The 20,400-nt window shown below is 45.5% G+C and carries 18 protein-coding genes and 1 other RNA gene; 7 read left to right on the top strand and 12 right to left on the bottom strand.

Translation table 11 applies throughout. From position 1 onward, the window contains the following. Positions 1-15 precede the first annotated feature (15 nt). The 6 genes from E4N69_RS00925 to E4N69_RS00900 form a co-directional block, all read right to left on the bottom strand. Positions 16-720: a hypothetical protein gene (locus E4N69_RS00925; RefSeq protein WP_253824188.1), complete on the bottom strand. Its 705-nt coding sequence runs from the start codon at positions 718-720 to the stop codon at positions 16-18. Between the two features lie 30 nt (positions 721-750). Next, entirely contained in the window at positions 751-1,950 is a 1,200-nt protein-coding gene (locus E4N69_RS00920) for a type II secretion system protein GspD (RefSeq protein WP_162662047.1), read from the bottom strand. A gap of 12 nt (positions 1,951-1,962) precedes the next feature. Then, on the bottom strand, positions 1,963-2,724 hold the full coding sequence (locus E4N69_RS00915) for a hypothetical protein (RefSeq protein WP_253824187.1): 762 nt from the start codon (positions 2,722-2,724) through the stop codon (positions 1,963-1,965). Continuing rightward, the gene (locus E4N69_RS00910) at positions 2,721-3,746 is read right to left on the bottom strand and encodes a hypothetical protein (RefSeq protein ID WP_253824186.1); all 1,026 of its coding nucleotides are present in this window, start codon (positions 3,744-3,746) and stop codon (positions 2,721-2,723) included. Before E4N69_RS00910 ends, E4N69_RS00915 begins: the two co-directional genes overlap by 4 nt. Before the next feature lie 148 nt (positions 3,747-3,894). Beyond that, complete coding sequence (locus tag E4N69_RS00905; RefSeq protein ID WP_253824185.1) at positions 3,895-4,521, bottom strand: hypothetical protein; 627 nt, start codon at positions 4,519-4,521, stop codon at positions 3,895-3,897. 2 nt (positions 4,522-4,523) lie between these two features. Continuing rightward, positions 4,524-5,135 carry a tetratricopeptide repeat protein gene (locus tag E4N69_RS00900; RefSeq protein ID WP_253824184.1) on the bottom strand — a complete coding sequence of 204 codons (612 nt, stop codon included), beginning with the start codon at positions 5,133-5,135 and terminating at the stop codon, positions 4,524-4,526. Positions 5,136-5,252: 117 nt separating this feature from the next. On the opposite strand from E4N69_RS00900, the gene lepB reads away from it, so the two are divergent. The 5 genes from lepB (at position 5,253) to E4N69_RS00875 (ending at position 13,069) form a co-directional block, all read left to right on the top strand. Beyond that, the gene (gene lepB, locus E4N69_RS00895; RefSeq protein ID WP_253824183.1) at positions 5,253-5,780 is read left to right on the top strand and encodes a signal peptidase I; all 528 of its coding nucleotides are present in this window, start codon (positions 5,253-5,255) and stop codon (positions 5,778-5,780) included. Beyond that, positions 5,771-7,648, top strand: a complete 1,878-nt coding sequence (locus tag E4N69_RS00890) for a penicillin-binding protein (RefSeq protein ID WP_162662042.1) — start codon at positions 5,771-5,773, stop codon at positions 7,646-7,648. Before lepB ends, E4N69_RS00890 begins: the two co-directional genes overlap by 10 nt. Continuing rightward, positions 7,629-9,665 carry a motility associated factor glycosyltransferase family protein gene (locus E4N69_RS00885; RefSeq protein ID WP_253824182.1) on the top strand — a complete coding sequence of 679 codons (2,037 nt, stop codon included), beginning with the start codon at positions 7,629-7,631 and terminating at the stop codon, positions 9,663-9,665. The genes E4N69_RS00890 and E4N69_RS00885 overlap by 20 nt, the downstream gene beginning before the upstream one ends. Before the next feature lie 714 nt (positions 9,666-10,379). Further along, a complete protein-coding gene (locus E4N69_RS00880; protein ID WP_253823921.1) occupies positions 10,380-11,606 on the top strand; it encodes an IS110 family RNA-guided transposase in 1,227 nt (408 codons plus the stop codon). A gap of 419 nt (positions 11,607-12,025) precedes the next feature. Beyond that, positions 12,026-13,069, top strand: coding sequence for a hypothetical protein (locus tag E4N69_RS00875; protein ID WP_162662041.1), 1,044 nt, complete (start codon positions 12,026-12,028; stop codon positions 13,067-13,069). Positions 13,070-13,072: 3 nt separating this feature from the next. On the opposite strand, the gene ssrA is transcribed toward E4N69_RS00875, so the two are convergent. From ssrA to E4N69_RS00850, 5 genes are all read right to left on the bottom strand, one after another. After that, positions 13,073-13,421: a transfer-messenger RNA gene (ssrA, locus tag E4N69_RS00870) on the bottom strand. Between the two features lie 100 nt (positions 13,422-13,521). After that, positions 13,522-13,941 (bottom strand): type II toxin-antitoxin system VapC family toxin, encoded by a 420-nt coding sequence (locus tag E4N69_RS00865; RefSeq protein WP_253824181.1) that lies wholly within the window; start codon positions 13,939-13,941, stop codon positions 13,522-13,524. Beyond that, positions 13,934-14,173 carry a DUF6364 family protein gene (locus tag E4N69_RS00860; RefSeq protein ID WP_253824180.1) on the bottom strand — a complete coding sequence of 80 codons (240 nt, stop codon included), beginning with the start codon at positions 14,171-14,173 and terminating at the stop codon, positions 13,934-13,936. The genes E4N69_RS00865 and E4N69_RS00860 overlap by 8 nt, the downstream gene beginning before the upstream one ends. 213 nt (positions 14,174-14,386) lie before the next feature. Continuing rightward, positions 14,387-15,376, bottom strand: coding sequence for a sialidase family protein (locus tag E4N69_RS00855; protein ID WP_253824179.1), 990 nt, complete (start codon positions 15,374-15,376; stop codon positions 14,387-14,389). 254 nt (positions 15,377-15,630) lie between these two features. Beyond that, entirely contained in the window at positions 15,631-15,942 is a 312-nt protein-coding gene (locus E4N69_RS00850) for an InlB B-repeat-containing protein (RefSeq protein WP_253824178.1), read from the bottom strand. Positions 15,943-16,090: 148 nt separating this feature from the next. On the opposite strand from E4N69_RS00850, the gene E4N69_RS00845 reads away from it, so the two are divergent. Then, complete coding sequence (locus E4N69_RS00845; RefSeq protein WP_253824177.1) at positions 16,091-16,792, top strand: Bax inhibitor-1/YccA family protein; 702 nt, start codon at positions 16,091-16,093, stop codon at positions 16,790-16,792. 332 nt (positions 16,793-17,124) lie between these two features. Next, positions 17,125-18,174 carry a tryptophan--tRNA ligase gene (gene trpS, locus E4N69_RS00840; protein ID WP_162662039.1) on the top strand — a complete coding sequence of 350 codons (1,050 nt, stop codon included), beginning with the start codon at positions 17,125-17,127 and terminating at the stop codon, positions 18,172-18,174. A 125-nt stretch (positions 18,175-18,299) separates the two neighbouring features. On the opposite strand, the gene E4N69_RS00835 is transcribed toward trpS, so the two are convergent. Then, complete coding sequence (locus tag E4N69_RS00835; protein WP_162662038.1) at positions 18,300-20,381, bottom strand: sodium-translocating pyrophosphatase; 2,082 nt, start codon at positions 20,379-20,381, stop codon at positions 18,300-18,302. Positions 20,382-20,400 lie beyond the last annotated feature (19 nt).

Here is a 20,400-nt window from a genome sequence, read left to right as displayed (position 1 = left end):
CTTCACCTTCTCCCCTTACCGTACCGCCTCGTACTCTATCCACACACTCTCGCTCGGAAATTTATCCTTCGCTGATGTTACCGCTATCACTCCTGCTTCGCCTTCCCCTAACGCGTACTCATCCGCATTGTTAATCGTGTAGTCTGCTTTTCCTTCACACCTTTCGTCATTAAAGTATATCTGTATCGCCTTTCCGTCTTTCTTTACGCTGATGCTATTCACCACCCCATAGCCCTTTGCCAACCGTTCGCTCACTTTTTTCCATGCTATATGCTCATATTTCCCGTTCACTGCATAGCCTACCGAGTATCTTCCGTCCGTATGTATCAGTACAACGAGCATCCGGTACTGCTTCTGTCCTACCTCTGTCTTGGTACTGTAGCATACAAGCCCGTATCCGGCTTCGCTTGCTCCTTCTTTCTTTACGACCCGTATGCACGGTTTCTGTTTATCTATCTCTGTCCCGAAAAATTTCCATAAAGTGTATCCCCTCACGCTCCAATATTTTGTGTCTCTCACCTTAAATATAATCTTCCCGTCGGCTCCTTTAGTAAACAATATGTCTTCAGAGGGTTTGCTCTCTTCTTCCTTTTCTTCTATCTCTTTCCCTTCGTCAAGCGGGTTATTTCCGACGGTACCTCCCGAACTGTACTGATTAACACATCCTGTCAATAATCCGAGGCACAACAACAAAGTAATAATCTTGTTTGTCTTTTTCATAGTTACTCCTATAAAATTTTCCGATGCTTTTCAGTTCGCTTCTTCTTCTACATACTTCTTATACAGCCGCATCAGTCGCTCGCTCTTTTTCTCTTTTTTCTCTTTCTCCCGATGCAGATACGGCACAATGTAAATAACCATCTCCGTCACCGTTTCCGCCCCACTCGTATCTTTAAATAACATTCCCGCTATCGGTATATCGCCGAGTCCCGGTACTTTTTTTTCACTCGAATTTCTTTCCGCTTGCAACAAACCGCCGATAATAATCGGCGTACCCGATTGCGTCCTCACCTTTGTCTTTACAATCTTCTCCGACGTCGGCGGCAGCACCCCGCTTGTTACTCCCCCCGATCCCTGCTTCGACACTTGCGCATTTACTTCCATCGTTATCATTCCGTCTCCGGAAACATTCCCCTTGATATTTAGCAATAACCCAGATGTTATCTCCCTCATCGACCCATATAAAGGCTTGCCATTTGAATCGAATGTCTTATCGATATAGCGAAACGTATTCGTATTTTGGAATTTTACCTCTTCTCCCGTCAGTCCGTTCAGCGTTGTGTCCGCTAATACTCGTGCCTTATTTTCGGATAACTCAAAGCTCAACTTCGCAATAAACTGATAGCCGAATTTCGAAACAATATCAAAATTGATATTAAAGATATTACTCATCACTCCGGAAAATTCACTCATCGGCTGTCCCTTACTCTTCTTTACTTCAAGACTCTTAGTCCAATTCATATCCTCGCTTTTCTCATACTGCACCACCAATAATTGGTACCGTATCTGCGCCTTCGGTTTATCGATCAGTTCCAGTTCTTTTAAAAACTGCTCTTTTCTCCCTTCACTCCCGTTAAAAAAAAGAATGTTCGGGTTACTCGTTACCGTTATACTTTCTTTATTCACCGACGGCGGTAAATTCCTTAACAGTTCTTCCGTCGATAGATACTTTAGCGTTACCGCCGTCGCTTTCGGCTCCTCATCCAGTATCCGAATATACTCTTCTACTACCTTTTTCTCTTCTTCTCCGCACCGAATAACAAATCCGTTTCTGTCCGTTAAAATATATATTTTGTTCTTCTTCAATCCTTCCGGTAATGCGTCGATAAATTTTTTCGCTTCAATGTATTGCAGCTCATATTTTTCGCTACTCTTTTCTTCTTCCGCTTCCTGCCCATATAAGCAAAGCGATAAAAAAAGTATACCCAGCAAAACGACCTTTCTTTTCATCTCGCTCTTTCCCTATTCAATTGATAAAAGGCGCAAGGTATACCGATAGCATGCACCTCCCGCACTTCCGCTTACGACAATGTTCTTATCCAATGATATTTTAAACCTCAATTCCTTTTCGTAGTCCGTATCGTTTTTTATCTCAACGAAGCCATTCGTTGCAGGACGCTCCTCCTCTCCGTTGTACGGTTTCGTGATAACAAAGGGATGGTTTGCAACGTTATAGACAATCGTTATCTTCGCCTGCCTCCTCGCCGGAACTCTTATCTTATACCAGTCTTCATCCTCTAAAATCGTCCCTTCCGTCGACCGGTAATAATACACATTTGCTTGTTTATCACTTTCCAAAAGAACCGCATTCTCTTTCTTATCATTCGGCTCATACACATCTTTTACCTGTTTACTGTATATCCCCATGTAATGGGTCTTTCCTTTAAAACCTCTTTTTCCCCGCACCTTATCCAGCCGATATAAGTACCGTGTATCTTCTTTTAACACCGCATCTTCATACCTCGTACCGTCTCCCTCATATACTTTTTCAAAATGTAACGGCTCCCTATCTTCGCTCCTCATCACAATATATCTGTCGCACCGCTCATCTTTTGCCCAACTGCACCGTATGACATTCTCTTCGCTAAATGAATCTACGTTCAGATAAAACGTATCGGGATCTCCCTGATCCCGCGCAACAATGCCGTATATACCGTTCCCGCATCCGCCATATATCACTATTGAACCTACTATTAACGCCGCTGCAACCACGCTCCGTCTCATCTTCCCTTATACTCCTTTTTAAATACTTCCACTTCCACCCCGAACGTCCCTTTATATTTTCCCATCACTTTCTTATAAAAAATACATTCAAAATCATTCTCAAACAGCAAACGCACCTTCTCATTAATTCCGTATTTATATCCAAGTCCAAAAACCATGCCTACCGCTCCCGAGTGGGACACCTTGCCGTCTGCATATTTATCACTATATGAAAGAATATCAAAATCATAGAATACCCCCGTTTTCCCGTATATAGTGTGTTCATTATGAAAATTAACATACACATTCGTATATCCTGCGATATCAATGGTATGTAGGTAACTTTTTATTGCCTCTTTTCCGCTCACTGCCAAACGATAATCCGCTGCAAATCCAATCGAAAAATACATATTTATCTTCTTCCAAGAAAAAACTACGTCTTTCGGTATTACTTCAAGTCCTCCCCCAACGCTTATTGTTCCCGTAAGATATTTGAGCCAATCTTTATTCATAAATGTCCAATAGCCTATCTCCGCTTGTACATTGATTTTACTGTGCGTTTCACCTTTCTCCTCAGCCGGTAGGTAAAAAAGCTCCCGCAACTTTCCTACTACTTTCCCGCTGATATTCCTTATAAACGCTTCATATTCTGTCGCTCCGTCTTTTTCGTATACGGTATAAATGTTCTTACGCCCCTCTCCGTCAAATATCCGTAACTCTCCTTCATACGTATGCTCGCTCTTTTTTACCCATCCATAGAGCAAATACTCAATCTTTTCTTCTTTACATACTTTTAAGGCATCATAGGAAGACCTCACTGTCTTTATCTGCGCGGGTGTTTTTACTACCATCATTTCAAGCGCCTCTTTTTGTTCTTCAAGGCTCTGATAAATATCATCCTGATACCGCTCGTCTATTTCGTACCGTTCCTCACCTGCATCCACGCTTAAAATCGGCGCGATATAAACGCGCTCCCCATGCGCCGCTACCGTATGCAATACTGCAATAACACATGCCAATAAAAACGACTTACCGCCCCTCATCTACTATCCCTCGTTCCTTAAAATTCGACAGCCGAACAAAATATCAATTTTTGAAGCTGCCGAATTCGTGCGCGGTAGCGCACATGTTAATAAGCGATGTTTGCGAACGCAAACTCGCAGCGTTTTTAGACAATGCCAACTGCATTGTCTAAAATAAGCCTTCCTTTCCGATAAACGCTTCTATCTTTTTAAAGCTATCTTCATTCATCCCCTTCCCCCGCAGATATTCGATTTCTTTCAATAAAAACGCATAATTTTCTCTGTTCATTTCATTCGCGTAAAATAAGCTGTACATCCGGTAATACCGGCTCATAAGTCGCTCCGGATCTTTTTCTACAATTTCATTATACAGTTGATATGCCGCGGCATATTTCTTTCCCTTTAAAAGCCGGTAGGCTTCTTCTTCTTTCCCTTCCAAATATGTTTCATCATACAAGAGCCGCACTCCACTCCCGCTTTCTTTTTCTCCTGCCGAAACTTGCCCCGCCGCTCCGCGTTTTAACCGCCCCTGTGCAATCATCGTTTTCTCTATCCTGTCCAGTCGCCCGTTTATATTCGCTTCGCTTACCGCGATCGCTTCTTTTATTTCCTCTCCCTGTGCCCCAAGCGCTTTTTCCGCTGCATCTCTCCCTTGCTCTAAGGCAAGCGTCAGCATCCTTTCCATCTCTTTTTGCCTGTTTTGCACACTCAACAGTATAGCGACATTCAAAACTAAAAGCACAAAAGCCGACACTGCTGCAACTTTTCCAAGATATCCTTTTATCCGCCTCTCCACTTTTATTTCCTTACCGCTTCCAGTCTCTGCATAAACGCTTTTACCGCAGCATCTTCCTTTCTGCTCATGCTTTCTAACGCCGCAAGCGCCTCATCAGCTTTTCCTTCCTTATATCGTATCACCGCTCTCAAAAAAAGGCTCTCATCTCGGCTCTCTTCTATTTCGAACGCTCGATCGAGAAACCCCTCCGCTTCTTCATAGTCTCCTCTTTCTATCACCCCTTCCGCTTCTTTTAATAAGTATTCACCGCTTTCAAGCCTTAAATGCAATAAGCTCAGAGGTTCATAATAAAATACCTGCTTAAATTTTTCATACCCTTCTTTTTCCAATTCTATCAGTTGTTCCTTCTTATCCTTTATATCCGCAAAATAAAACTGTAGGATAAACCGCCCCTGCCCGTCCGACACCGCCTTCAGCGTTCCGTTTACCTTTACGTTGACCAACGCCACACCTTCTTCCCGTTCGTCATAGATCATCCCATACATGACTCCTGCATCATCTTTGTATTTCTTATTCCACACGCTCGTGCAGGACATCACCGCCGCTGCAACTACGGCAGCCGCCAAAACTAAAAGCCATTTATTTCGTTCCATCATCATATATTCTAAAAGCATACCACACCATAATACCGCTGTCAAAATAAAAATAGTTCGTTCTCACCTAAAAGAGGAATGGGGCATCGCGGTTGCTTCACGCTGGAAAAAATCTTGTTTTTTTGCTATCTTTAGCCGGTGAAAAGAAAACTCCTGTGCTTCCTTGTGTTAATAGGCGGCCTACTCTTTTTAAAAAGCTATGTTTTAGATATAAGGCGGATTTCGGGGCATTCGATGGAACCCACCCTTTCCGATGGGCAGTTTGTTGTTATATGGAAATTGGCGTATGGAATTCAGCTTCCTGCTGCAAACCGGTATCTTTGCCGCTGGGGAATGCCAAAAACAGGGGATACCGTCCTCTATCATATAGACGGGCGGTTTGTGGTAAAACGCTGCGTAAAAATAGAAAATACGGAACTGCATTTTATTTCGGCTCCGCAAAAATCGGCGGAAAGTTATGGTTCACTTATATTAGACGATAATAGAACTGTTGCGCTTAACCGCGTCCAATTTAGAAATCTGGGAGGATTTTTACCGCAAGCCGAACAATATGTTCCTGCCGGTTTTATTTTAGCACTCGGCGATAATGCAATCCAATCCCGCGACTCCCGTGATTACGGATTTGTCTCGGTTGATAGTATCTGCGGTCGGTTACTATGGAACTAAATCATTTTATTTCTAAAAAACGCATTATCTTTTTTATCGGCTTGTTGCTCATCTTTACCGGCTTAATCGCTGCAAAATATGCGCGGGCAATGCTTGGGGCGGAACCGGAAGTACGTACCGTTAAGAAGACCCGCGAACGGGGCTCAATTTTAGATCGGAACGGAAAAATCTTAGCTGCAGCCACAACGCTGTATAATCTATCGGTAAATAAAACATTGATTGGGGATGTTAACCGTCTTGTCAATATTCTTTCCCCGATTCTCGAAATATCGGAATCCGAGCTGCTTGATAAAATTCAGGCTTCCAAATCGAATTTTTTGTATTTAAAAAAGAAATTGAGTGAAAATGAAAAAGATATTTTAAAAGATGCAATACGGGAATATAATTTAAAAGGGATCAGACTTGAAGCGGTAGCAAACCGCATCTATCCTGAGAATGCACTTGCATCGACGCTGATCGGCTATCTGGGCGATGACGGTAAGGGATTGGCAGGTATTGAATACTCTATGCAAAATATCCTTTCCCCGCCTGAAGGTACTGCCGGTGCGGACAAAAACGGTTATACGGTTGCCTTAACAATCGATGCTTCCATTCAGTATATGCTGCAACAGATAGCCGAACGGACAATGAAGAGCTCAAAGGCGGAGGCAGTCATTTTTTTGGCAGCAGATGCAAAGACGGGCGAAATCCTTGCGTATATAAACGAACCGTCGGTCGATTTAGCTCATTTTACATCCAGCAAAAAAGAAGAACGGTTTGACCGGCCCGCATATTTTATTTATGAACCGGGATCCGTTTTTAAGATTTTTTCGATAGCATCTTTCTTAGAACTCGGCACGACGAAGGATTCCGATGTCTACACCTGCGATGCACAATTTGCGTTTAAACCGCGGCAACTAAGTGAAAAAAAAGACCAAAATGTGATCCGCTGTTTGCGGGTACACGGCCAAGTAACACCGCGCGACATTATCAGATTTTCTTGTAACGACGGGATGGCACAGATTGCCGACAAAACGGATGCCGCGGCTTTTGCCGAAAAGCTGCGGGCATTCGGATTCGGGAAAAAGACCGGCCTTGAGCTGCCCGGAGAAGCGGCGGGCATTTTTGCGCCGGTGTCGTCATGGTCAGCCCGTACTAAACATACCATTGCGATAGGGCAGGAAATCGGCGTTACCTCCCTGCAAATTGTACAAGCGGCAACGGCATTTACTAATAAAGGCAAAACATTAAAACTCAGCCTATTATCCGAAATTCTGGATTCGGCAGGTAAGCCTGTCTACCGGCATAAACCGAAATCACTCGAACAGGTTATTTCGGCACAAACGGCAAAAACGGTACTTGGTTATATGCAGACCGCCGCTGATGACGGCACCGGCTTTCGTGCTTCGATTAAAGGCGTACCGATTTCCGTTAAGACCGGTACGGCACAGATGGCGCAAGCGGATGGGCGCGGCTACAGTTCCACCGATTACCTCAGCAGCTGTATCGGTATTTTTCCCGTCGATGATCCGCAGATTATCCTGTATATGGCGGTTATCCGTCCTGTCGGGGAAACCTACGGTTCGTTGGTCGCCGCGCCGGCTATCTCGGAAGCGGCCAATGCCATCATCGATTATCGCGGTATGGGGCGGGCAAATGCTCCGAATGTAACCCATACCGGCATTATTCAATCGCACCGTCAAACACCCGTAACCGTCGGCGACACGATGCCTGATTTGATCGGAACTCCCAAGCGGCTGCTCCTCGATTTATTAGGCAGAACCGATATTACGGTTAAGCTGACCGGAGACGGCTATGTAACTGCCCAGAGTCCGGCAGCAGGAACGCCGGTTGTAAAAGGAATGATCATTGAACTCACCCTTGAATAACGGCGCAGCTTTTATCGGCGCAGCTTCTACCGGTAACAATGGGGCTTCCATCGGTGCCGGAGCTACTTCTGCCGGCGTACCCTTTACTATCGATACCGAGGTGTTCCTCCAAAATTGTAATGACTTTACCGCCCGCTTTCCCGAACAGGCGGCAAGGCTCGGACTCAATCGACCGGAAACAGCTCTCCAGTGTTTACAAGCCGTACCGCCCGCATATCGATTAGTACAAGCAAAAGCAAAGGGTATGGAACATACGCCGACGCTGGCGGTAAACGGCAGCTTTGTGCATTCCAAATATAACCCTCAAGAAGAAGCCCGCCGTATCCTCGATTCCGAATTTTTTCAAACCGCAGAGGCGCAGAGCCGCTGTATCTTTACGGGGCTTGGCTTAGGCTATCTTGCGTCGCAGTATATTGAACGGTTCCCCGCCGCCGAAGCGGTCATCATCGAAGCAGATCGGGATATTTTTCTGTGCTGCTTGGCTGCCCGCCCGCTCGATTCCTTTTTTCGGCACCGGCGTTTAAGCCTTCTGATCGGAACACAACCGGAGGAGTCAGCCTCGTTTCTCGCTTCGACGGGGTGGAATAACAAGATACTGTTTAAAGCGCCCGTTTCCTCCGAAACGTATAAATCGTGGTACGGGACTTTTTTTACGCTGCTTGAGCGGAATAAAATGAAAAACAGCATCAATGCCAAAACACTGGAACGCTTCGGTACGCTGTGGTTAAAAAATACGGTAAAAAACCTCGATATGCTTTGCACGACGGCAAAGATCGGCTGTTTTAAAAATGCTTTTCCCGATGCGGTAGCCGTTGTCCTTGCCGGCGGGCCGAGTTTAGCCGCTCATCTTGAGCAGATAAAAAAAAGCGGCAAAGATTTTCTGATTATTGCGGTGGATACGGCGCTGCGGGCATGTCTGCGGGCAGGCATTACACCGGATTTTATCCTCAGCTTTGATCCGCAGTATTGGAACTACCTGCATACCGCCGGATTGGACACAAGCAAGTCTATTCTAATCAGCGAGGCGGCGGTTTTTCCGGCGGTACTCCGGCAGCGTTACCGCGCAGTATTCCTCTCCGAATCTTCAGTACCCTTTGCCCGTTATCTTGAAAGCAAAGGCAAAAAGCAAAACGGCGATGAGGACTGTGTGCTCGCTGCCGGAGGTTCGGTTGCAACGACTGCGTGGGATTTTGCGCGGTATATCGGTGCCAAGCCCGTTATCATGGCGGGGTTGGATTTGGCCTATCCCGGTAAGCAAACGCACTTTGCAGGCAGCACCTTTGAAGAAGCCGTCCATACCCGCTCTACCCGTGTTGCTTCCGCAGAGCAGGCGAACTTTAACAGCTTATATTCGGCATTTCCTTCGCTGCATCAGGATTATGCCGGAGGTACAGTACTGACCGACCGCCGGATGCTGCTCTATGCGTGGTGGTTTGAAAGCACGCTTGCCAAATATCCGGAGGTTAAAACCTTCAATCTTATGCCGCACGGAGTGTTTATTCCCGGAATGCCCGCCTGTACTGCGGAAGATTTTGCAGGCATGACCGGCGGCCTCCCGCGCGTCGCCATCGATGAACGGTTGGAAACTCTTATAAAAAACGTGTATTCCCAAGCATTTTTAACCGACTGCGGTGCGCGGAAGCGGCAGTTAGCCGCTTCGGTCAAGGCAATGACCGAGAGTGCCGCCGGTCTCGCAGCCCAAGCGGAAAAAGCCGAGGCATTGTGCCGCCGCTTAGCGGAGTACAACGAAGCAGGCAAACGTGAAAGCGGAAATTCCGGCAACGGAAGCGGTACCCGTGAACAGGCTGCCTTAATTGCACAACTCAACAAAATAGACGAGAACATAAAGAACGGTTTTGCGAAAGATTTGGTTGCCGTGCTCTTTTTTAATGACGAAACCGGCAAAGACAGCGATTTGCAGCCCATTGCCGCTGCGGAAAATATCTACAAAAGGATTCGTCTGATGGCGTTACAAGCACATGACATATTTAAAAGCCGACAAGTAGATATTTTTTAAAAATGCACCAATATCCTTTCGCATATTTCCATAAAAATAAAAATATTTCTCAATATTTTAAAGCCACCGCCGATAATGAAAAAAGAAGGGGACATTAAACGGCGGTATCAACATCCAGACGCCGTTTCTTATACACCCGAAATAAGGACGGTTTGATGCTGTTGATCAAACCGTCCTTTTTTTGCAAATATACGGGGCATCTACTTCGTTGCCTTGTCAAAAGTGTACATCCTTGTACACTTTTGACAGCGAGTTTCAGCGATGCTGAAACATCGCTTCTGATAGAACCAGCGGCATCCGTGCCGCTACTGAAAAATCCTCAACGTGTCATCTCCACCACGGATGGTGGTGGTTTTAGTCAGTAGCGTGTTTGCCCTGCAAACACGCAGGTAAAAAATATACAAGGATGTATATTTTTTACCGTGCCTGCGGTTAATTTGTGCTCGCGCCTCGTATCTATACCGTCTCGTATAATAAAGTCATTGAATGATCTTATGCATTTTGGGATAGTATACCCGTGCAATATGATGAGATAACCCGTCTGCACGCTGGGGGTGCTCCCCGTAAAATAGACTGGATTTCTTAGCTCCGGTAGGTAGTACACAGATGAGCAGGATGGGGGCATTCCCCGTATCTCACACGAGGATGTGTGCCTTTCGGAGATAAGATCATTCATATTTCACCAATCCATTTATCCCAAAGGAATACAGCATTATGTTTATTGTTGGAATTGATATTGCCAAGAAAACTCACGTTGCTGCTATAACCGATGATACCGGTAAGCTCATCGGTAAAACGTTCAAAGTCGACAACTCCGTCGAAGGCTTTAACGGTCTTCTTCAAAAACTTGCCGACATCAGTACTGACATCAGTCAATTCGTTTTCGGTATGGAAGCGAGCGGACATTATTGGCTGAACCTGTATACGTGGCTGAGCGATAAAGGTTTTACCATTCACGTTATCAATCCCCTCCAGTCCGATGCACTGCGCCGGTTGCAGATACGACGGACAAAAACCGATCCTATCGATGCACAACTGATTGGCGAATGTATACGGCTAGGGAAATACTGTGAAACCAATCTTGCCAACGATGATATGCTCGCTCTGCGTGACCTTACTCGTCAGCGTTTCTATCTGGTCGATATGGCAGGTGATATAAAGCGCAAAGTTATTTCCATGATGGACAGGATTTTTCCCGAATATGAATCACTTTTTAGCGACATGTTCGGCAGAACCTCTTGTGAACTGCTGAAGGAATGCACGAGTCCTGAAGAAATCCTCGCTCTCGACACCGAACGGCTGTGTGAAATCTTACGCAAGTCAAGTAAAGGCCGTTTTAAGCAGCAGAAAGCTGATCAAGTACGAGAACGTGCACGAAATTCTTTTGCAGTTCTTTTATCTTCTCAGTCTTTGTCTCTGCTTGTAAAGCAAATGATCGAACAACTTGAACTTTTAGAAAGTCAAATACGCCAAATTGAGACGCTCATCGAACAACTGTATGCCAAGTTCGATTGTAAATTAACCAAAATACAGGGAATGGGTACTACGCTCGCTGCTGTAATCTTGAGCGAGATAGGTGATATCTCCCGTTTTCAAAATCCAAAACAGCTGACCGCTTTCGCAGGTCTGGATCCGGTTATTAAGCAATCCGGTTCCTTCTCGGCAACAAGGGTTCATATGTCTAAACGCGGCTCTCCGTATCTACGCAGAGCGCTGTGGCTTGCTGCAAACACCGTCAAACAATGGGATCCCTCATTTGCTTTTGCCTATCAGAAAAAAATGAATGCAGGAAAGAATAAATCTCAAGCCTTGGCTTTCATTACTCATAAACTTCTTAACGTCGTTTTTACCATACTCAAAAACAATATTGATTATCTCCCGCTCTTTCCTCCTGATTTTGAGCTTTCTAAGCTGCCTCAAAATTTTCATTTAGCCACTTGACTTTTCATAGCAGGCTATTTTCAAAAGTGCTGTTCGGGAATGTGCAAGGATGTACATTCCCGAACAATGGTATCCGTGCCGCTACTGAAAAATCCTCAACGTGTCATCTCCACCACGGATGGTGGTGGTTTTAGTCAGTAGCGTGTTTGCCCTGCAAACACGCAGGCACGGTAAAAAATATACAAGGATGTATATTTTTTACCGTGCCTGCGGTTAATTTGTGCTCGCGCCTCGTATCTATACCGTCTATTTGCAAAAGCGCTGTTCGGGAATATGCAAGGATGTACATTCCCGAACAATGGTATCCATGCCGCTACTGAAAAACCCTCAACGTGTCAGAACTGCCAAGGACGGCGAGGATTCCATGCAGAATCTGCGGGTGTTTCATACCTATAGCTTTTTCAGTTATTGCCGATACTATGAAAGCTATGGTAGTATCTTTGCCGAAAAAAATCGTCCTACTTCTTTGTACCGCCGTGTTTTATACCACCGGCGCATTTGCCTATGATTCCGTCAATCCTGAAAGGAATGCAGCCGTTCCGCAGGGACAGATTGAATGGAAACCGGTCTTTCCCCGTGCTCTTTTTCTCAATAAACCGGAAATTAGCGTTATGGAAACGGGCGGTCTGGCTGGTCCTATTGAGTATCAGGATATTTTAAAAAACAAAGAGCGAGCGGAACAGGGCTTGCAATCGGTATTGCTCAATAGCGATATTTTTGCGCTATACGGAAAACCGAATGCCCGCACAATGGGTATACTCGGTCAATATTCGCTTACAGAGATTGAGCCGATTATGAATGAATTCGTTAAACTCTACGATGTTGCAAACGGCAATCGAAAAATTATCCCCGCATTTTATATCATTTACGGCACCTGCTGGCCTGCCGGTGAAATCGGCATACTCTCTACCGATATTGTAGAGCAGTACATTGCCTTTGCGGCAGCGCGGGGGTGGTATGTGTTCCTCGACCATCAAATCGGCAAGTACTCTGTAGCCGAGGCAACGAAAAAATTACTCCCGTTCTTAAAATATCCGAATGTCCATCTCGCGCTTGACCCCGAATGGCGCACCACAAAACCGATGAAGGAAATCGGTTCCGTTACAGCGGAGGAGATCAACGAAGCGCAGCAAATTATCCAGAATTATATGATTGAGCACGGTATCGGCGGCAGGCGTATGTTGGTTATTCACCAGTTTAATGCAAAAATGATTCAACAGCGGCACTTGGTAAAAAGCAATTACGAGCGGGTGCAGCTCATCCATTGTTCCGACGGTTTCGGCTCACCGAAGTTAAAAAAAGAAACGTATGCATATAACGCAGTCGCAAAAAATATTCCGTTAAAGTCGTTTAAGCTCTTTTTAAAACCGATGGTTGCAGGCGCCGGTTATGACGTTCCGATTATGAAGCCGGAAGAAGTATTTTTACTCAACCCGCGCCCGTATTTAATTATGTATCAATAGAAACGTTGGAGATGGGGGGAATTGAACCCCCGTCCTAAAAAGAGACACAGGAGCGTCTACAGGTTTATCGGCGCGAGGTGATTGTCGGGATCCGGTGTCAGCGCCGAAAGCGTCGAATCCGTATTGCGGGAAGTGTCCTTTTTACCGTCCGCATCCGGTAAAAAGCAAGCTCCGAATAGCGTCGGAACTCTACCTCGCTCGGAAGCAACACTCGGTAGGTTCCGCGATTACGCAGCTAATGCGTAGTCGGAACTGTCATTGTTGGCAGTTATAAAGTTTGCCGCTTTTTAGGAGTACGGCTCTCCACCTGCAACTCAAGCCTCTGCTTCCTAGTCGAAACCGGAACATCCCCAGGCTTAATCTCATCGAATATACGGATTTACGCGCCTCCTGTCAAGCAGGTCATGGCCGCCGCCGGGTAACCGCATCAAACCGCTTTTACTTCCGGCGTTTTATAGGAAAGAACCTTTGATAAATTGTTCAGGAGTTTGAATGATCAAATCTTTTTCTTTATAATCTTTTATATTTCGTGTTAGTAAGGTCTCCATACCATGTTTGATTGCAGTGTAATATTGTAAAGCATCTTCAAAATCGGCGAAGGATGAATTAAGTGCTATGTCAACCTCTCGTTCCTGTATCGGAATAATATTTACCAAAAGTCGTAATTTTCGTAATGCTTCTTTCGATTTTTCTATCCCTATTGCCTTACGCAAAATATAATAGACATTTGCAACTACCAAAGAAGTAGTATATACGGTTAGCTTTTTCATATCGGCTAATGAAAAAATTTTTGCCGCATATTCATAGTATGGAATCCTTTTACACAGAACATCTAAAACGACATCGGAGTCGACAAAAACTTTTTTAATCATATTTTTTTTCCAAATAGTCGATATAACCGGCATTGTCCATATCTTTTTCGCTGATAATTCCCGTCAATTCTTTTACAAGAGGAGAAATACTAATCGTATCTTTTATTTCTTCGATAGAGGTTTTAAAAAAATCTTCGACCAGTCGTGAAAGACTTTTCTTATTGTTTGCTGCATAACATTTCATTGACTCGATAACATCTTTATCCATTTTTAATGTTAGTTTTGCTTGCATACGCATTGCCCCCCTCTATACGTATAAATATATACATAACAGTACGTATCGTCAACCTAATGGGAACGTTTATTTTAAGCGATACAAATGGTATCTTAAAATGCGTGATGTTTGCGCAAAGCAAACTCGCCGTGTTTTTAAGCGGTACCTCTAAACACCTCACGTTTTAGAGGTATCCTATTGTTTTTTGCTGTCTTCAATGCATAAAAGCTATTACTTCCAGTGCAGTTTTTCTTTTTGATAGTAGTTTTTCACACTTTCTGCAACGGGCTTGCCTTCCAAATCGGTATAGGGGCACTGCTTTGAACCCGTACCGAGGACGACTGCTTCATAAACGCCGTTTGTGATGACATCGATAGGCAGATTTTTGTACGCGATATCGTAGTCGAGCCCACGTGTATTTCTTTCGTATAAAAAGCCGATACCGCCGTCGCGCTGTACCGCCATGGTCGAATATGCACTGTTTCCGTTTTCCACCAAGTAGCTGTGCCAAGCAGAGGCCGAAACAAAATCGCTTACGCTGATAGCGCCGTTCGGCAGCTCCCGCCAATGAATGGTAACCTTTGAACGTCCCGGACCATCGGGAAGTGATTGGAATGCAAGGTAGACCGGTTCTTTTATTCCGGTAGTTTTACGCGCCTTGACGATAAGAATTTCGCCGTTTGTGCCTCTCCCGCTGGGATCAATGTCTAAGAATTCTTGTGTATTCCAGTTTCCTGAAGCTGAATTAGGATCGCTATACGTAAAAATATTAATAAACCTGCCTTTGCCGTAGTCGCCGTTACGGCTGGAAAGCACAACACTACCGTCCGGCAGTTCTTCTGCCTTTGCCTCATTTCCGGGGATGGGAATTGCTGCTGTATTCGGATCTCCTAAAATATGCCATGAAGTACCGAAGTCGTCCGAATATACGACGGCATTGCCATAGTCGTAGCTTAACAGAGCCGAATAAATGCGGTAATGACTGCCAACCTTAATATAACGCGACTGTACGATCTTGCCCGAACCGAAAAACAGGCTTTTCCATGTGGAATTAAACCCGAAAATCGTATCGGAAATATCCTGTCCCGCCAAAAAGGTTTTACCCCCGTCGTGGGAAACGAATTTGATAACATGCTGATGATTACCGGCATTCCCGTGTTGATACGAAATATTTCCGGTAACACACAAGATAAGTACATCATTCGACTCACGGTCAGCCACGATAGCCGCATCTCCGTAGCCGGTTTGTGCAGTTTTAGGTACATTGGTGATATTGACTGATCCCGACCATGTTTTGCCGTTATCTCCTGAACGCTTGATTAATAAATCGATTCGATGTCCGTTACCTAAATCAGCACCATGCCCATACCGTAAATCGGTTACGGCAAGCAGTGTACCGTCATTCGTTACTGCAAAGGCGGGGATTCGGTAAAAATCGTTAGGGTAGGGCGCGGTTTTACTTTGCCATAAGTCTGTTACAGCGTCGTGTTTTCGCTAACCGTGTCGGAAGCGTGGTTCCACTGGTTGGTACACGCAGCCTCTTTAAACCAACCGTCGAACTCCCAACCCGAAAATTCAAGGGGCGGGCTTTGAGCGTCAGTCAATAAGCTGCCTTTCGGTACGGTTAAAGACGCCGGTGTTTTTCCGCGTCCTTGCACATCAAATGTTACGGTAAAGGCCGACGTATCGGGGATATCTGTTTTTTCTCCCGGCAATTTAGGATGCGTACATGTAATCGATATCGCTACAATTGCGATCGTAACAATAAAAAGAAGGTATTTTTTCATAGATATCTCCTGAGCGTATTCTAAGCATTCGATACCATGTTTTACAAACAATGACAAGAGCTCGTTTTAAGAAAAAATCGGATAAAATCCTACTTAGCATGAAACTTCGTTTGTTGACAGACCTGATATTCATTTGTATATTAAGAACATGAACACATCACCTGACAACATTTCATTGCAGCAAGCAAATGAAAAAATCTCTCAGCGGTTTATCACCGCTGTATATGGATGGATGGTTGCAGCTTTAGCAATAAGCGGGCTTGCAGCCTTTGCGGTCTTCAATAGCAGAACGCTTGCACGGTTTATCTTTGGAAGCAACTTTACCTTCATGGGATTAATCCTCGCGGAATTTGCGCTGGTTATTATCCTGTCGGCAGGTATCAGAAAAATGAGCTTTCCGGTTGCAGCCGCTTCTTTTGTGATCTACTCGATTGTTAACGGATTGACGCTTTCGGTGGTACTCTTTGCCTACACGCGTACTTCTGTTGCAAGTATTTTTGTCATAACGGCGCTGATGTTCGGTGCAATGAGTATTTACGGGGCAACAACAAAGAGCAATCTAAACTCGGCTGGTAAGTATTTGATGATGGCGCTTACCGGATTGATCATTGCATCAATCGTTAACTGGTTTATGCATTCTTCTTCGCTCAGTTGGCTGATTTCTTTTGTGGCTGTCGGTGTTTTTACCGGACTAACCGCTTATGACACGCAAAAGATTACACAAGCTGCCCGTTATGCACAGGATAATGAAGATTTTAAGAAGGTTGCGATTATCGGCGCATTAGAGCTGTATCTTGACTTTATTAATATCTTCTTAGCCCTCCTCCGCTTATTCGGCAAAAGAAGATAAAGGCATCTCTAAAAATAGGGTTAGCTTTTAGGGGTTCCCATAACAATTGTTCGAAATGCGGCAACTGAACAAAATATACACTTTGCCGGTTGCTGCATCTCGATAGCGGAGCGCTATTTTCCTTCCATATATTACACATCCACCCAATCGTCTATATATCATAATCCTTCCCTTTTTCGATTTAACGATATATTTTCCAATGTCAATTTATCAAAACTCGTTATGAGGAATGTAATGCTGTTCATTTTGGTTAAGTCGATTATGTACTAACGCGTTGATTCTTTTGCGGTTACCCTTGCACTGCTAAAGATAAACATGGTACTATCGCCTTTATGGAAAGAAAACGAATTTTAACGGGTGATCGTCCTACAGGGAACCTTCATCTGGGACATTATGTCGGCTCGATTAGGAACCGTGTGCGGCTTCAAGACGAATTTGAATGCTTTTTTATCATTGCGGACTTACATACACTGACGACAAAGCCTGATAAACAATATATCGATGAACTTGCCGATAATGTGCGGCAAATGGCTCTGGATTATTTAGCTTGCGGAATCGATCCTGAAAAATCGGTTATTTATCTGCAATCAGCGGTACCGGAAGTATGCGAATTGAACCTGTTCTTTTCCGACCTTGTTACCGTACCGCGGCTGCAGCGTATTCCTTCCATAAAGGATATGGCCAAGGCAGCCCATCTTTCCGAATTACCGCTTGGGCTCCTCGGCTATCCGGTGCTGCAGGCTGCCGATATTCTGTTGCCCCGTGCAAATCTAGTACCGGTCGGCAAGGACAACGAAAGCCATGTCGAATTGACGCGGGAAATCGCAAAACGCTTTAACTATATGTACGGTGATGTGTTTCCGTTGCCGGAGGTTATGGTAAGCGATTGCGGCTCGCTTGTTGGTACGGACGGGCAGGCTAAGATGTCGAAGAGCCTCGGCAATGCGATATTTCTCTGCGATGATGAAAAAACAGTGATAAAAAAGGTACGCAGTATGTACACCGATCCCAACCGAACCAGCGCCGATATTCCGGGAACTGTAGAGGGGAATCCGGTGTTCATCTACCATGATGCCTTTAATCCGAACAAAGCGGAAATTGAAGATTTAAAAGAACGCTACCGGAAGGGAAAGGTTGGCGATGTCGAAGTAAAGGATAAACTCGCCGCCGCCATCAATACTTTCCTTGAACCTATTAGAGAACGGCGTGCGATGTATGCATCCAAACGAGGCTTCATCGACGAAATTATTTACAACGGTACGATGAAGATGCGGGCGGAAGCCGCACAAACCCTTAAAATCGTAAAAAAAGCAATGGGTGTTTCCGGTGTTTGGAATAAAATTTCCCGAAAAGCGGAAGAAGTACAGAAAAAAAACCGATAACGAGAAGAAGATTCAACAAATTATAAAAAAGCCGGTCTATGGACAACCATAAACCGGCTTTTTTTTGCCCTGCGGTTTACACCCATCGGAGCGTATTACCGCAAGTTCTATACAGAGGTCTTCTTTTATAAGCCCCAGAAAGTTTTCAGCATCGGTGCGATAACCAATGAGACCATCGACATCAGCTTTATCAAAATATTGATCGAAGGACCGGCGGTATCTTTGAAGGGATCGCCAACCGTATCGCCGACAACGGCGGCCTTGTGCGCTTCGGAGCCTTTGCCTGCGCCGCTGCCCGATTCAATCATCTTCTTTGCGTTATCCCATGCGCCGCCCGAATTTGCCATAAAGATGGCGAGTACAACGCCGGAGCCGGTAACGCCGGTTAATAGCCCGATAAGCATCGCCGGGCCGCCGACAAAGCCGACTAAAATCGGTGTGATAATGGCAACAAGGCCGGGGATAACCATTTCGCGGATAGCGGCCTGCGTACTGATGTCTACGCAGCGCTTATAGTCCGGCTTTTCGGTGTGGTTCAAAATGCCGGGCTTATTTTTAAACTGACTGCGCACTTCTTCTATCATCTTGTACGCGGCTTTACCGACTGCGGACATCGCCATAGCGGAGAAGAGGAACGGCACCGCAACGCCCAGCAGGATACCGGTCAGAACGGGAATATTCGTAATATCGACAATATCGACGCCGGTATGTTCTTTAAATGAGGTAAAAAGGATGATAGCGGTTAATGCTGCGGAACCGATAGCAAAACCCTTCCCGATTGCAGCGGTAGTGTTTCCGACGGCGTCGAGGCTGTCGGTAATTTCACGTACTTCGCCCGGGAACTCCGCCATCTGAGCAAGGCCGCCTGCGTTATCCGCGATGGGGCCGTAAGCATCGACGGCAAGCTGGATGCCGAGCGTAACCAGCATACCGACTGCCGCAATACCGACACCGTAGAGGCCTGCCAAGCTGAAGCTGCCCCAGATTGCCGCTCCGATCAATACGATGGTCGGGAATGCACTGCGCATACCGACGCCGAGACCGGTAATAATCGTTGTTGCGGCGCCTGTTTCGCATGAATTCATAATCGAAACAACCGGCTTCTTGCCCGTACCGGTATAGTACTCGGTTAAAAGCCCGATAAGAACGCCGGAGGCGAGGCCGGTAATCGTTGCACCGAAGATATGGTACATACCGGCGGTTCCATTAAAGGTTTCTTCGCCGATAAAGAACTTCAATACGATAAACAAGAAAACAGTTGCCAGGATTGCCGCGCCGAAGGTACCGGCGTTCAACGCTTTTTGAGGATCGCTTCCCGGTTTTGCACGTACAAATATCGTTCCGACTAAGGATGCAACAATACCCAAAACCGCAATCAAAAGCGGCAATACCATAAGCTTTAATTTAAGGGAATCGGAAGCGACGACGGTTAAACCGAGAATCATCGCTCCAATCAGCGAACCGACAAAGGATTCAAAGAGGTCTGCCCCCATACCTGCAACGTCGCCGACGTTATCACCGACGTTATCCGCAATAGTGGCAGGGTTGCGCGGGTCGTCTTCGGGAATGTTTTTTTCTACCTTACCGACCAAGTCTGCACCGACGTCCGCCGCTTTGGTAAAGATACCGCCGCCGACACGAGAGAAAAGCGCGACTGAGGAAGCGCCAAGCGAAAAGGCGGTTCCAAGCGGTAACGTTATATTATAAAAAGTCTTGATATCCGTTCCGTAAGTCAGGGTTCCTATAAGCATTACAATAAAAAATCCGAATAGCGCAAGACCGACAACGCTCATACCCATGACGCTGCCGCCGGAGAATGCAACCTTTAATGCCGGGGTAAGACCGCCGTTTTTTGCCGCCTGCGCCGTGCGCGCATTTGCCGCAGTTGCAACCTTCATGCCGATAAATCCTGCCAACAGGGATACTGCTGCGCCCAATACGAAAGTAAGCGCTTCCATTTTAAGCTCGCCTTTATTTCCGGCAGCCAAAAACAAAGCAACCGCTGCAATAAAAGGCACCAATGCCTTATATTCGCGGTTCAAAAAAGCCATTGCTCCTTCCGAGATATACCCGCTGATGCGCCGTAAGTCATCGTTCTCTACCGGCTGCCGGTTAATCCAGCGCGTTTTTGCAAAGGCATACAGCAATGCTGCAATGCTCCCCGCAAGAACAAGCACCAATACGGAATACACAAGATTAGTTATCATACTATTACTCCTCTCAATA

Origin of the sequence: Treponema sp. OMZ 906, from assembly GCF_024181185.1 — a bacterium.
Lineage (GTDB): Bacteria > Spirochaetota > Spirochaetia > Treponematales > Treponemataceae > Treponema.
Note: the sequence above shows the minus strand (reverse complement) of the source record. Positions and strands in the feature narration are given on the sequence as shown.

Coding starts and splice junctions, on each gene's coding strand:
- E4N69_RS00890 (WP_162662042.1), top strand. CDS start 5,771: ATGGAACTAAATCATTTTATTTCTAAAAAACGCATTATCTTTTTTATC.
- E4N69_RS00850 (WP_253824178.1), bottom strand. CDS start 15,942: ATGAAAAAATACCTTCTTTTTATTGTTACGATCGCAATTGTAGCGATA.
- trpS (WP_162662039.1), top strand. CDS start 17,125: ATGGAAAGAAAACGAATTTTAACGGGTGATCGTCCTACAGGGAACCTT.
- E4N69_RS00860 (WP_253824180.1), bottom strand. CDS start 14,173: ATGCAAGCAAAACTAACATTAAAAATGGATAAAGATGTTATCGAGTCA.
- E4N69_RS00925 (WP_253824188.1), bottom strand. CDS start 720: ATGAAAAAGACAAACAAGATTATTACTTTGTTGTTGTGCCTCGGATTA.
- E4N69_RS00835 (WP_162662038.1), bottom strand. CDS start 20,381: ATGATAACTAATCTTGTGTATTCCGTATTGGTGCTTGTTCTTGCGGGG.
- E4N69_RS00845 (WP_253824177.1), top strand. CDS start 16,091: ATGAACACATCACCTGACAACATTTCATTGCAGCAAGCAAATGAAAAA.
- E4N69_RS00915 (WP_253824187.1), bottom strand. CDS start 2,724: ATGAGACGGAGCGTGGTTGCAGCGGCGTTAATAGTAGGTTCAATAGTG.
- E4N69_RS00875 (WP_162662041.1), top strand. CDS start 12,026: ATGAAAGCTATGGTAGTATCTTTGCCGAAAAAAATCGTCCTACTTCTT.
- E4N69_RS00920 (WP_162662047.1), bottom strand. CDS start 1,950: ATGAAAAGAAAGGTCGTTTTGCTGGGTATACTTTTTTTATCGCTTTGC.
- E4N69_RS00865 (WP_253824181.1), bottom strand. CDS start 13,941: ATGATTAAAAAAGTTTTTGTCGACTCCGATGTCGTTTTAGATGTTCTG.
- E4N69_RS00900 (WP_253824184.1), bottom strand. CDS start 5,135: ATGCTTTTAGAATATATGATGATGGAACGAAATAAATGGCTTTTAGTT.
- E4N69_RS00910 (WP_253824186.1), bottom strand. CDS start 3,746: ATGAGGGGCGGTAAGTCGTTTTTATTGGCATGTGTTATTGCAGTATTG.
- E4N69_RS00880 (WP_253823921.1), top strand. CDS start 10,380: ATGTTTATTGTTGGAATTGATATTGCCAAGAAAACTCACGTTGCTGCT.